Source organism: Bradyrhizobium sp. UFLA05-153, from assembly GCF_054185185.1.
On sequence record NZ_JBBIAM010000022.1, the window covers coordinates 26,196 to 39,403 of the forward strand.

Annotated in this window: 10 protein-coding genes; all 10 read left to right on the forward strand. The window is 65.1% G+C overall.

The window, feature by feature from the left end:
* The first annotated feature begins 218 nt into the window (after positions 1-218).
* The 10 genes from Q2941_RS15600 (at position 219) to Q2941_RS15645 (ending at position 13,200) form a co-directional block, all read left to right on the forward strand.
* Complete coding sequence (locus Q2941_RS15600; protein WP_027525544.1) at positions 219-1,610, forward strand: MFS transporter; 1,392 nt, start codon at positions 219-221, stop codon at positions 1,608-1,610.
* A gap of 182 nt (positions 1,611-1,792) precedes the next feature.
* A complete protein-coding gene (locus Q2941_RS15605) occupies positions 1,793-2,221 on the forward strand; it encodes a globin family protein (RefSeq protein WP_458193023.1) in 429 nt (142 codons plus the stop codon).
* A 9-nt stretch (positions 2,222-2,230) separates the two neighbouring features.
* Positions 2,231-3,448 carry an NAD(P)/FAD-dependent oxidoreductase gene (locus Q2941_RS15610; RefSeq protein WP_458193024.1) on the forward strand — a complete coding sequence of 406 codons (1,218 nt, stop codon included), beginning with the start codon at positions 2,231-2,233 and terminating at the stop codon, positions 3,446-3,448.
* Between the two features lie 14 nt (positions 3,449-3,462).
* A complete protein-coding gene (locus tag Q2941_RS15615; RefSeq protein WP_458193025.1) occupies positions 3,463-6,168 on the forward strand; it encodes a nitrate reductase in 2,706 nt (901 codons plus the stop codon).
* A gap of 212 nt (positions 6,169-6,380) precedes the next feature.
* Positions 6,381-8,219, forward strand: a complete 1,839-nt coding sequence (locus tag Q2941_RS15620; RefSeq protein WP_458193026.1) for a heavy metal translocating P-type ATPase — start codon at positions 6,381-6,383, stop codon at positions 8,217-8,219.
* A 333-nt stretch (positions 8,220-8,552) separates the two neighbouring features.
* Positions 8,553-9,392: an aldo/keto reductase gene (locus tag Q2941_RS15625; RefSeq protein WP_458193027.1), complete on the forward strand. Its 840-nt coding sequence runs from the start codon at positions 8,553-8,555 to the stop codon at positions 9,390-9,392.
* 191 nt (positions 9,393-9,583) lie between these two features.
* Positions 9,584-10,525: a DMT family transporter gene (locus Q2941_RS15630; RefSeq protein ID WP_027525539.1), complete on the forward strand. Its 942-nt coding sequence runs from the start codon at positions 9,584-9,586 to the stop codon at positions 10,523-10,525.
* Positions 10,526-10,586: 61 nt separating this feature from the next.
* Positions 10,587-11,666 carry a zinc-binding dehydrogenase gene (locus Q2941_RS15635; protein WP_458193028.1) on the forward strand — a complete coding sequence of 360 codons (1,080 nt, stop codon included), beginning with the start codon at positions 10,587-10,589 and terminating at the stop codon, positions 11,664-11,666.
* A gap of 153 nt (positions 11,667-11,819) precedes the next feature.
* The gene (locus Q2941_RS15640) at positions 11,820-12,419 is read left to right on the forward strand and encodes a hypothetical protein (RefSeq protein ID WP_458193029.1); all 600 of its coding nucleotides are present in this window, start codon (positions 11,820-11,822) and stop codon (positions 12,417-12,419) included.
* Entirely contained in the window at positions 12,388-13,200 is an 813-nt protein-coding gene (locus Q2941_RS15645; RefSeq protein ID WP_458193030.1) for a hypothetical protein, read from the forward strand. Before Q2941_RS15640 ends, Q2941_RS15645 begins: the two co-directional genes overlap by 32 nt.
* The last annotated feature ends 8 nt before the right edge of the window (positions 13,201-13,208 follow it).

Consider the following 13,208-nt stretch of genomic DNA (forward strand, 5'->3'; position numbering starts at 1 on the left):
CGGGCCGTACGAATAACTCGCTGAAATCCCTGTATTTCCTGACCGGGCGCAATTGGCATGGAATTTGAAATGTCATTTTGCGACGCCAACGACGACGTCCCCAGACATCATCAATCAGCATCGTGAACTCGCCACCGGGGATCGAGCCTCGGAGCGCACCTCCATGCCTGGAGGCTGAGCCTGCAACGACGCAGCGGTGAGACCAAGAGGGATTATCAATGACGACGAATCCGACGCGAAATCCGACGTGGATTTCAGACTGGCGCCCCGAGGACGAGGCGTTCTGGAATGCGACTGGCAAGACTATCGCGCGACGCAACCTGATCTGGTCGATCGTGGCCGAGCATATCGGCTTCTCGGTCTGGCTGATCTGGAGCATCGTCACCACCAAGCTGCCGCAGGCCGGCTTCCACTACACGACCGACCAGCTGTTCCAGCTTGTCGCCGTACCGGGCCTGATCGGCGCCTTGATGCGCTTCCCCTACACCTTCGCGGTCACGACCTTTGGCGGCCGCAACTGGACCATCTTCAGCGCGGCGATCCTTTTCATCCCGACGCTGTCGCTTGCCTATTTCGTGAGCCAGCCCGACACGCCGTTCTGGCTGATGCTGCTCGTTGCGTCGACCGCGGGTCTCGGTGGCGGCAATTTCGCCTCCAGCATGACCAATATCTCCTTCTTCTTCCCTGATCGGATGAAGGGATCGGCGCTCGGTCTCAACGCCGCCGGCGGCAATATCGGCGTCTCCAGCGTGCAGCTCCTGACGCCCATCCTGATGACGCTCGGTGTCATCAACCTGTTCCAGGCGACGCCCGTCGACGGCATCTTCCTGCAGAACGCCGGGCTGATGTGGGTGCTGCCGATCGCGATCGCCGTGTTCGGCGCCGTGTTCTTCATGAACAACCTGACCTCGGCCAAGTCGTCGGTGAAGAACCAACTCGCGATCGTCAAGCGCAAGCACACCTGGATCATGGCCTACCTCTATATCGGGACCTTCGGCTCCTTCATCGGCTACTCGGCGGCCTTTCCGCTGCTGATCAAGACCCAGTTCCCGCACATCACGATCGCGATCGCCTTCCTGGGTCCGCTGGTCGGCTCGCTGTCGCGGCCGCTCGGCGGCTGGCTTGCCGACAAGGTCGGCGGCTCCATCATCACCTTCTGGAACTTCATCGCGATGGCGGCCGCCACGATCGGCGTCCTCTATTTCGTTGGCCAGAAGGACTTCATCGGCTTCCTGGCGATGTTCCTGATCCTGTTCGTCACGACGGGCATCGGCAACGGCTCGACCTACCGGATGATCCCCTCGATCTTCCGTGAGGAAAATCTGTTCAAGGTGCGCGGCAAGGGCGATGCAGCGCGCGCGCTGGCGCTGAAGACGGCGAGCATCGAGAGCGGCGCGGCGGTTGGCTTCATCGGCGCGATCGGCGCCGTTGGCGGCTATCTGATCCCGACCGGTTTTGGCAAGTCGATCGCGCTGACTGGTGGGCCGCAGCTCGCGCTCGCGATCTACCTTGGCTTCTACGCCTCCTGCCTCGGGCTGACCTGGTGGTTCTACCTGCGTCGCGGCCCGCAGGCCGAAGGTGCGCCGAGCCTTGCCGAAGCACGGGTCTAGAGCATGATCCGGAAAAGTGTGCAGCGGTTTTCCGCGAAGATCATGCTCCAACAATAGAGACTTGGTACGAATCTCGCTTCTCCCCGTACGCGGGGAGAAGTTTTGCCGGAGAGTTTGACCCATGAACCTTATCCGCAATGGCGCGGACAAAGGCAGACTTCAAACCAGCAAGGAGACCAACTATGACGCCCGAACAGATCAACCTCGTCCAGCAGAGCTTCGCCAAGGTCGCGCCGATTTCGGAAACGGCCGCGGTGTTGTTCTACGATCGCCTGTTCGAGGTCGCACCATCGGTGAAGACGATGTTTCCTGCTGACATGACCGAGCAGCGCAAGAAGCTGATGGCGACGCTAGCCGTCGTCGTGAACGGTCTGACCAATCTCGATTCGATCCTGCCGGCGGCGTCAGCGCTTGCGCAACGTCACGTCGCTTACGGCGCCAAGCCCGAACACTATCCCGTCGTCGGCTCGACCCTGTTGTGGACGCTGGAGAAGGGTCTCGGCGATGCCTGGACGCCCGACGTCGCAGCGGCGTGGACCGCAGCCTACGGGCTGCTGTCGAATTTCATGATTTCCGAGGCCTATGGCGCGCGGCCGCAGGCCGCAGAATAGGAGAGCAAAGTGAGTGAGCCGCTCGTCATCGTCGGTAACGGTATGGCCGCCGCGCGTCTGGTCGATGAACTCGCCAAGACCGCGCTCGGCCGTTACGCAGTCGCTGTGATCGGCGAAGAGCCTCGGCTCGCTTACAACCGCGTGCTGCTCTCGTCCGTGCTTGCGGGCGAGACCGGCTCGCACGAGATCGAGCTCAGGCCGGCCGACTGGTGGCGCCAGCGTGGCGTCACCGTGCGCTACGGCTATCGCGTCACCGAGATCGATGTCGGCCGCCGCGAGCTGAAGATCGCGGGCGAGGAGAGCATGGAATATTCAAAGCTCGTCCTCGCCACCGGCTCGACGCCGCTGCGGCTGAACGTGCCGGGCGCCGACCTCACAGGCGTTCACACCTTCCGCGACAGCCGCGATGTCGATCTGCTCCTGACACTCGCGGCCGCCAAGAAGCGCGTCGTCGTGGTCGGCGGCGGCCTCTTGGGACTCGAGGCGGCCTACGGCCTTGCGAAGGCCGGCGCGCCGGTGACGCTGCTGCATCTCATGGACCGCCTGATGGAGCGCCAGCTCGATCTACCGGCGGCCGAGTTGCTCAAGACGCTGGTCGAGCGCAAGGGCATCCATGTCGTTCTGAACGCGAGCACCAAATGCATTCATGGCGACGGCCACGTCGAGGCGATCGAGCTTGCCGACGGCAGTCGCATCGAGGCCGATGCCGTGATCTTTGCGGCTGGGATCCGGCCGAACGTCGCAATCGCGAAGGAGGCCGGGCTTGCCGTCAATCGTGGCATCGTGGTGAACGATTGTCTCCAGACCAGCGAGTCCGACATCTTCGCGCTCGGTGAATGCGCCGAGCATCGCGGCACCGCTTACGGGCTCGTCGAGCCGGCCTATGAGCAGGCGCGCGTGCTGGCGCGGCATCTTGCCGGGAAGAGTGCCGCCTATCAGGGCAGCGTGGTCTCGACCAATCTGAAGGTGTCGGGCGTCAGCGTGTTCTCGGCGGGCGATTTCGTCGGCGGCGAGGGCAGCGAGAGCCTCGTGCTCTCCGATCGCAGGCGCGGCACCTACAAGAAGCTGGTCATCGCCGACGGCAGGCTCACCGGCGCCGTGCTGATCGGCGATACAGTGGACGCGCTCTGGTATCTCGAGCTGATCCGCAATCGCGAGGCGGTCGCCGCGATCCGCACCGACATGATGTTCGGCCGCGCGCTCGCGCTTCCGCCCAAAGCTGCTTGATGGATGCCGCCTGAATGACTGCGATCGATCCGACGCTCCGCACTACCCGAACGACGTGCCCCTATTGCGGCGTCGGCTGCGGCGTGCTGGCAACGCCCGACGGCGACGGTGGCGCTGCGATCGCCGGCGACCCCGAGCATCCTGCCAATTTCGGCCGGCTCTGCTCCAAGGGTTCGGCGCTCGGCGAGACCGTCGGACTCGAAGGTCGTCTGCTCTATCCGATGATCCGCTGCAAAGGTGTCCTGGAACGTGTTGCCTGGAGCGATGCGCTCGACCATGTCGCCCATCGCATGCAGCATATCGTGGCGCGCGACGGCGCGGATGCGGTCGCTTTCTATCTTTCCGGCCAGTTGCTGACCGAGGACTACTACGTCGCCAACAAGCTGATGAAGGGTTTTGTCGGCACGGCGAATGTCGACACCAATTCGCGACTCTGCATGTCGTCATCGGTCGCCGGCCATCGCCGCGCCTTCGGCGCCGACACCGTCCCCGGCTGCTACGAGGATCTCGACCAGGCCGACCTGCTCGTGCTGGCCGGCTCCAATGCGGCCTGGTGCCATCCGATCCTGTTCCAGCGCATGCGCAGGAACAAGGAGGAGCGCGGCGCCCGCATCATCGTCATCGATCCGCGCCGCACCGATACTGCGAGCGACATAGACCTGTTCCTTGGCGTGAAGCCAGGCACCGACACCGCGCTGTTCTCCGGCCTGTTCGTCCATCTCGCGGACAGTGGCGCTCTCGACAAGGACTACATCGCGAACAACACCTCGGGCTTCGACGATGCGCTCGCGCGTGCCCGCAGCATCGCCGGCAGCGTCTCGGCGACGGCGCTCGCGACCGGTCTGTCGGAGCAGGACGTCGCGGCATTCTTTGCGATGTTCCGCGAGACGGAGCGCGTCGTCACGCTGTACTCGCAGGGCGTCAACCAGTCGGCGCAGGGCACCGACAAAGTCAACGCCATCCTCAACTGCCATCTCGCCACTGGCCGCATCGGCAAGCCGGGGGCCTCGCCGTTCTCGCTCACGGGACAGCCCAATGCGATGGGCGGGCGCGAGGTCGGCGGGCTCGCCAACCAGCTCGCCGCGCACATGATGTTTACGCCGCCCGAGGTCGATCGCGTCCGCCGGTTCTGGAAGGCGCCGCGCATCGCAACCCATGAGGGGCTCAAGGCGGTGCAGCTGTTCGAGGCGATCAACCGCGGCGAGGTCAAGGCGTTGTGGGTGATGGGCACCAATCCTGCGGTGTCGCTGCCGGATGCCGATCTCGTACGCGAGGCGCTGAAGAAGCTCGAGCTGTTCGTGGTCTCGGAGAACGTACTCTCCAACGACACGGTCGAGGCAGGGCCGCATGTGCTTTTGCCTGCGCTCGCATGGGGCGAGAAGTCGGGCACGGTGACCAATTCCGAGCGCCGCATCTCCCGGCAGCGCTCGTTCCTGCCGGCGCCAGGCGAGGCGCGGCCGGACTGGTGGATTCTGAGCGAGGTCGCAAAGCGGCTCGGCTTCGGCGAAGGCTTCAACTACAAATCTGCCGCCGAGATCTTCCGCGAGCACGCCGCGCTCTCGGCGTTCGAGAACGATGGCAGCCGCGACTTCGACATCGGCGCGCTGCAATCGGTCTCCGACGAGGCCTATGATGCGCTGGTGCCGCTGCAATGGCCGGCGCGCGAGGGACAAGAGGGACCTGGCGCGCGCTTCTTTGCGGGCGGCGGCTTCTTCACCAATGACGGCAAGGGCCGTTTCGTCGCGCCGGAGGTGCCGGCGCTGCGCAGCGAGACCAATTCGGCGCGTCCGCTGCGGCTCAACACGGGACGCATCCGCGACCAGTGGCACACCATGACCCGCACCGGCCTCAGCCAGCGGCTCGGGGCACATCTGCCAGAGCCGTTCGTCGAGATCCATCCGGATGACGCCGGCAAATACGGCGTCGTCGACGACAGCTTTGCCCGCGTCACCACCGACTACGGCCAGTGCATCCTGAAAGCCGTCGTCAGCGAGCGCCAGCAGCGCGGCACGCTGTTCGTGCCGATTCACTGGAGCGCGATGAATACCTCGCATGGCCGCATCGGCGCGCTGGTGCAGTCGTTCAACGATCCGTTCTCGGGGCAGCCGGAAACCAAGGCAACTCCGGCCGCGATCGCGCCGTACGAGTACGTTTTCCGCGGCTTCGCGCTCTCGCGCAAGCAGCTCGCGCTGCCGCAGCATCTGTGGTGGGCGCGTGCCGCGATCGGTGGCGGCTATGGTTATCTTTTTGCCGACAACGCGGATCTGTCGCGCTGGCCGGCCTGGCTCCAGGGGATCGCGGGTGAGGATATCGCGGAGTACCGCGATTTCGGCGGCGGCGTCTATCGCGCCGCATCCTTCGTCGGCGATCGCATCGAGACCTGCCTGTTCATCGGGCCTGCCCATGATGCCGGCGACTGGGAGGTGGTGAAGAGCCTGTTCGCGGCAGACCGCGTCAGCGACGAGCAGCGCCGCCTGTTGCTGTCCGGCAAGTCGACCGAAGGCGTCGCCTCGACCGGTCCCGTGGTCTGCGCCTGTTTCGGCGTCGGGCGCTCTACCATCTGCGACACCATCGCCGCCGGCGCGCGCAGCGCGGCCGAGATCGGCGCAAAACTCAAGGCCGGCACCAATTGCGGCTCCTGCATTCCCGAGCTGAAGCGGCTGATTGCCGAGACGGGTGGGGCTGCGAAGGAGGCAAAGTTCGCCGGCGCTGCGGGTTAGCGCCACAACTCTCCGGCGTCATCGCCCGGCTTGACCCCGTGACGTCCGGGATAAATCGATAGGCCGCGGCGTACTGGACGCCCCGGTCAAGCCGGGCGACAGGGGGGATAGTCGCGACGGCCTTCCAGCATCTACCAGCTTGATCTAAATCATCGCTCCGCAGCGCACTCACTGTCATCCTCGCCGCCCGCGCAACCCGCCCGGCGTTTTTCGTGTCCGTGTCCGACGTTCCCATTCGGCCCTTTCTGATCGGCTTTCCCGCCGCCGGGCTCGTGTTCGGTTTCGTGCTGCGCGCATCCGGCTTTTCGGCGTGGGCGGATCTGGTCTGGGCGATCGCGACGCTGCCGGTATTGCTTGCACTCCTGGTCGAGATCGTGCGGAGCCTGAGGCGCGGCGATGTCGGGCTCGATATCGTGGCTGCGCTTTCGATGACGTCGGCACTGGTGGTCGGCGAGGAGCTTGCGGCCGCCGTGGTCGCGCTGATGTATGCCGGCGGGCAATACCTCGAGGACTTTGCCGAGGGCCATGCGCGGCGCGAGATGACGGCGCTGCTCGCCCGAGCCCCGCGCAAGGCGATGCGTCATTGCGACCATCGGCTCGAGGAGATCGACGTCGAGCTCGTCGCGACGGGCGACCGCCTGCTGATCCGCCAGGGCGAGATCGTGCCGGCCGACGGTACGCTCGCAAGCCCGCTCGCCGTGCTCGACCAGTCTGCGCTGACGGGGGAATCGCTGCCGGTACAGTGTAGGGACGGCGACGCCCTGATGAGCGGAGCCACCAATGCCGGCGAAGCCTTCGATATCATCGCCACGCGTCCGGCGGCGCAAAGCACTTATGCGGGTATCGTCCGCCTGGTCGAGGCCGCGCAGCGCGCCAGGGCGCCGATGGCTCGGCTCGCCGATCGCTATGCGATCGTGTTCTTGGTCGCAACGCTCGCGATCGCGGGCGCGGCCTGGGCCTGGACGCGCGATCCGATCCGCATGGTGGCGGTGCTGGTTGTGGCGACGCCATGCCCGCTGATTCTCGCTGTGCCGGTTGCCATCGTCGCCGGCCTGTCGCGCGCGGCGCATCACGGTATCCTGATCAAGGGCGGCAAGGCGCTAGAGACCATGGCGCGCATTTGTTCGCTCGTGGTCGACAAGACCGGCACGCTCACCGACGGCAGGGCTAGGGTGGTTGCGGTCCACGCCGCGGAAGGATTTGGCGAGGACGACGTGCTCCGGATCGCCGCATCGCTCGATCAGGCCTCCAGGCATGTCATCGCGCAGGCGCTGGTCGCCGAGGCGCGACGCCGCAAGCTTGCCCTGTCGATTCCGGCCGATGTCGCGGAGACGCCCGGCGAAGGCGTCAAGGGACGCGTGCAGGGGCGCTTCGTCGCCGTCGGCGGTCGCCGCTATGTGCGATCGCAACTGCCCGATCCGAGCCAGGGCGCGACTGAGCCCGCGCTGACCGCGCCGGGCGCCGTCGCCGTTTGGCTCGCGCTTGACGGCCGGCTTGCCGGCCGGATCGTGCTCGCCGACGAGTTGCGGGCCGGCATCGAAGGGCTGCTTGCCAAGGTGCGGCGCCTTGGCATCGAGCGCATCGTGCTCGCGACTGGCGACCGCCGCGACGTGGCCGAGGCCGTCACGGCCGGTCTCGGCCTCGATGCGGTTCGCGCCGAGCTGACGCCGGACCAGAAGGTCATGGTGGTGCTCTCCGAGCGCAAGGCGGGTCCAGTGATGATGGTGGGCGACGGTGTTAACGACGCCCCCGCGCTTGCGGCTGCCGATGTCGGCGTCGCCATGGGTGCGACGGGTGCTGCCGCGTCGGCGGAAGCAGCCGACGCCGTGCTGCTGGTCGACACGCTCGACCGCATCGTGCCCGCGATCGAGATCGCGCGCCGCGCACGCTTCATCGCGCTTCAAAGCGTCATTGCCGGCATCGGCCTGTCGACGCTCGGCATGATCGCCGCCGCCTTCGGCTACCTGACGCCGGTCGAGGGCGCGATCTTGCAGGAGGTGATCGACGTCGTCGTGATCCTGAACGCTCTGCGGGTGCTACGCGACCGGTGAAGGCCGTTGAAGAGTTCGTAGTCCCAACGTCATTGCGAGCGTAGCGAAGCAATCCAGAATCCCTCCGCGGCGAAAGTCTGGATTGCTTCGCTGCGCTCGCAATGACGGGCTTTGTGGAGACGTGATAAGCGATTTCTCCCCGCGTCGTCCCGATGAAGGGCTGGACCCATACCCGGGTCAGTGTCGTCGAAGCGCGCTGCGGCCACTGGCAGCGTGCTGGTCGCGGATATAAGTGAACTCTTAGCGCTCGATAATTGTTATGTGACGAATGCGAGCGGCGCCCGTTCGCCTCTCCCCGCGTGCGGGAGAGGGAGAATAGACATCGGAGCAAACATGAACAAAAAGCCCTTCGGCCGCACCGGCGCCAATGTTTCCGTGATCGGGCAGGGCACCTGGTATCTCGACCACGGCGACCGCAAGCGCGCGATTGCGGCGCTTCAGCGCGGGCTTGATCTCGGGATGACGCATATCGACACCGCCGAGATGTATGGCGATGCGGAGCTCGTCATTGCGGATGCGATTGCCAGCCGCCGCGACGAGGTGTTCCTGGTCTCAAAGGTGCTGCCGAGCAATGCTTCGCGCCGCGGCACCATCACCGCCTGCGAGCGCTCGCTCAAGCGGCTGAAGACGGACCGGCTCGACTGCTATTTGCTGCACTGGCGCGGCTCCTATGCCCTGGAGGACACCGTTGCCGCGTTCGAGGAGCTGGTGAAGGCCGGCAAGATTAAATCCTGGGGCGTCTCCAACTTCGATGCCGACGACCTCGACGACATCCTCGACGTCGCCGGCGAAGGCAAGATTGCCTGCAATCAGGTGCTGTACCATCTCAAGGAGCGCGCGATCGAGCATGCAGTGATCCCGTGGTGCGAGCGGCTCGGTGTCGCGGTGGTGGCCTATTCGCCGTTCGGCCATGACGATTTTCCGGCAGCGACGAGCAAGGGCGGCGCGGTGCTCGCGCGCATCGCAAAGGCGCACGGCGCGACGCCGCGTCAGGTTGCGCTCAGCTTCCTCGCCCGTGCAACTACGGTGTTCGCGATCCCGAAGGCGTCGTCCGCCGAGCATGCTGGCGAAAACGCGGCAAGCGGCGATCTCGTGTTGACCAGGGATGACATCGCCGCGCTGGACGCGGCGTTTCCGCGCGGGAGCAAGCCGCGCAGCCTGCCGATGCTGTAGTGCAAAAAAAAAGCGCATTTTATTAACGGAGCGTTCACATGCGTGCCCATCAGCGCATATCGGCTTCCTGTTTTCGGGCGTTGTGAACGCGTCGCAATTGTCGTTTTTATAGGCTCTTACGATTCGCATTTTCCCGAGTTCCAGCCGTGACACCGCCGCCCGCCGCAGCCGCAAGGCTCGACAGTATTTCCGTGCCTATGCCAGCGAAGAAGCAGGCCGCACGCCGCGCACCTGCGCGTGTCGACCATCCCTTCAAAGGCATTGCGCTGGTCCTGTTGTCGACAGTGTTCCTCGGCTGCTCCGACGTCACCGCGAAATACCTTTCGACGAGCCTGCCGTCGATCGAGATCACCTGGATCCGATTCCTGACCTTTGCGCTGATGTTCACGCCGGTGATGCTGCCGGCCTCGCCGCTCTATGCGATGCGTACCGAGCGGCTCGGCCTTCAGTTGATGCGCGGCGCCGCACTGCTCGGCTCCTCGCTGTTCTTCATCACCGGCTTGCGCTTTCTCCCCATCGCGGAGGCCTCCGCCACCGGCTTCGTCTCGCCGCTGTTCGTCACCGCGCTGTCGATTATCTTCCTGAGCGAGAAGGTCGGCCTGCGCCGCTGGCTCGCAACCGCGCTGGGCCTCGTCGGCGTTACGATCATCCTGCGGCCGGGCTCGAACGCGTTTCACGTTGCGGCGTTCTTCCCGATCGTCTCCGCGTTCTGCTGGGCTGCTGCGCTGATCCTGACGCGCATGATCAGCGGGCGGGAAGCCGTCCTCACCACGATGGCCTATTCCGCGCTGACCGGCGTTGCCATCCTCACCGCGATGGTGCCGTTCGTCTGGGTCACGCCGAGCTGGACTGCCATCGGGCTCGGCATCTTCATCGGCATTGCTTCCACGGTGGGGCAGTGGATCATCGTGCTCGCCTATCGTTATGGCGATGCCTCGGTGCTGGCGCCGTTCTCCTACACGCAATTGCTGTGGGTCAGCATTTTGGGCTTCTTCATCTTCGGTGAGCTGCCCGACGTCTGGACCATCACGGGCGCCGCGTTCATCGTCGCGAGTGGCCTCTATATCGCCCATCGTGAACGTGTCCGCCGCGCCCAGCTTTTGGTGCTGGAAGAGCGTTCGCCGAACGCCTGACGCCATATCTCAGGTCTGGCTCTGTGCTATCAACGGCTCCAACAAGAATGGGAGGAGCCGGATGCGGGCTGCGATTTTCAGGAACGGTGAGATTGTCGTCGACAAGATGCCGGAGCCGAAGCCGGGCCCTGGCCAGGTACTGGTGAAGACGCTCGCCTGCGGCATCTGCGGTTCCGATCTGCACGCGCGCCAGCACGCCCATCGCATGGTTGAGATGGCCAAGAAGGCCGGGCGTGCGCCGATGGACCTGTCGCGCGACGTCGTGTTCGGCCATGAGTTCTGCTGCGAGATCGTCGATTACGGTCCGGGCACCGAGCGCAAGCTGAAGTCCGGTACGCGCGTCTGCTCGCTGCCGGCGCTGCTGACGCCGGCGGGCATCCAGGGCATCGGCTATTCCAACGACAATATCGGCGGCTATGCCGAAGCGATGCTGCTGAGCGAACCGCTGCTGCTCGAAGTGCCGAACGGCCTCGCCGCGGAGCACGCCGCTCTCACCGAGCCGCTCGCGGTTGGCGTCCATGCCGTCGCCAAAGCAAACGTGCGCGGCGGCGAGGTGCCGCTGGTGATTGGCTGCGGCCCGGTTGGGCTTGCGGTCATTGCGGCGCTGAAAATCAAGGGCCTGCACCCGATCGTCGCCGCGGATTATTCGCCGGCGCGGCGCGCGCTTGCGGCAAAACTCGGCGCCGACATCGTCGTCGATCCCTGGGTGTCGCAACCCTATGCCACCTGGGCCGAGCATGCCCAGATGTCGGATGCTGAGAAAGCAGCGCGGCCGCCCCTTCAGGCCATGCTGCCGGCGCTGAAGCCTGCCCTCATCTTCGAATGCGTCGGCGTGCCCGGACTGCTCCAGCAGGTGTTCGAGGGCGCCCCGCGCGACGCCCGCATCGTCGTGGTCGGCGTCTGCATGGAGAGCGACAAGAGCGAGCCGATGCTCGGCGTCATGAAGGAGCTCAACGTCCAGTACGTGCTCGGCTACACGCCGGAGGAGTTCGCCTATTCGCTGCGCCTGATCGCGGAGGGGGAGGTGGACGCGGCGGCAATGGTGACGGCGACGGTAGGCATCGACGGCGTGGCGAAAGCCTTCGCCGACCTCGCCAATCCCGAGACGCATACCAAGATCATCGTGGAGCCGTGGCGATAGCACAAAGCCCCGACGAGCACCGAACCTGCACGACGGTAGCTGCGACCAATGGCTCGGAGTGGAGCAACAATGCGGGCTACCGAACTGTTAAGGGGCGAAGTGTCCGCCAGCATTGCGCTTGGCTTTGTCAGCGGCCTGATCTGGCTCCTGGTATTGGGCGGCGTCGCGGATCTGCACAGCGATCCGATCGGTCGGGGCTTGGCCGCCATCCATGTCGTTGCGCTCTGGTCCTTGCTGACGATCATGACTGCGATTGCGAGCCTGAAGGGCAACGCCCCGCGCTTGACGAAAGTTTTGGCCCTCGTGATCGTACCCGTATCCGGCTTTGTCGCGATGGCGGCAATGGATCTGCTCTGGCACGCTGATCGGTCGCCATTTCTCTGGCCAATCGTCATTCTTGTCGTCGTGCCACCCCTTGCCGTGACCTGGTGTTTTCTGGTCCTGCTAGGACGGTCCGGGATATCGCGCATCGTCGGCGCGCTTCCCGTCGCGATCCTGGCAGTGTGCTTGCTGATGGAGCCGTTGTCGCGGATGCGCAATACGGTGGAGAAGGGGGCGGCCGTGCGGCTCGCCCAAATTCAACGCGGATCTCGCGCGGGTGCCGGCCAATGCGCCGATCTGGGACTGGACGCCGTTTCTCTATACGCCCGACGGCTACAAGCGGTCGGAGGTGGTCCACAGCATCCGAAGCCTCGATCAGCGGCAGGCGCAGGCGGAAACGATGCTCGACCGCGGCGACTTTCCGATCGGTGATCTCAGCTCTTTCGATCTCGATCCGACGCCGGCCCTTTGCGACAAGGCGCGCAGCCTGCTGCGCAGGCGCGTTGCGCCGCTGGTGCTCAAGACCGCCGATAGCAGACCGTATTCGGATATCGCCCGGTCGGTGTCGGACGCGATTGATGCGATGACCTGGCTGGTAGGCTATGAATGTTCGTGCGACGCGGAGGCCGTGGCCTGGGAAACCATGGCGAAGGGATATCGCGACCCAAACTACGAGCTTTACCGGCTGGCGAAGTTGCGCGATCCCAACCTGTTGGGCCAGACGTTACGCGAGCGGCCCGCGCGTTTCTCGATGCTGGGTCCAAGATCGCATCTCAAGGCCTGGCTGAGATTTACCGACGACAACGCTCTGCGGGACCAAGCGCTTGCCGGCGCGCGCAAGCTCGACCGGCGCACCGACGAGGCCGTTGAAATCCTGTCGAGCAAATACGACGAGGACGTACGATGGAGGCTAGTCCGGTATCTCGGCGAGCTTGATCTCGAGGCGACGGCGCCATTATGCACGACGGCGCTGAGCGATTTGCACCGCCAGTTTACCCAGGTGTACCGGCCTGACCCGAACGATAAGCGTCTTTACTCCGAATTGCTCGAGCGTCTCGGCGGCAGTGCGCCGTTGCCGGCCTTGATTTGGCTGGCAGGGCACGGCTGTGCCGCGGACGCTGAACTGAAGGAGGCGATTGCACTGGTCGATGCCTATCGGGATTCGCCAGGCCGGGCAGAGATGCTCGCGACGCTGACGCAGTTGCAGCGCTGAGCGCGGTG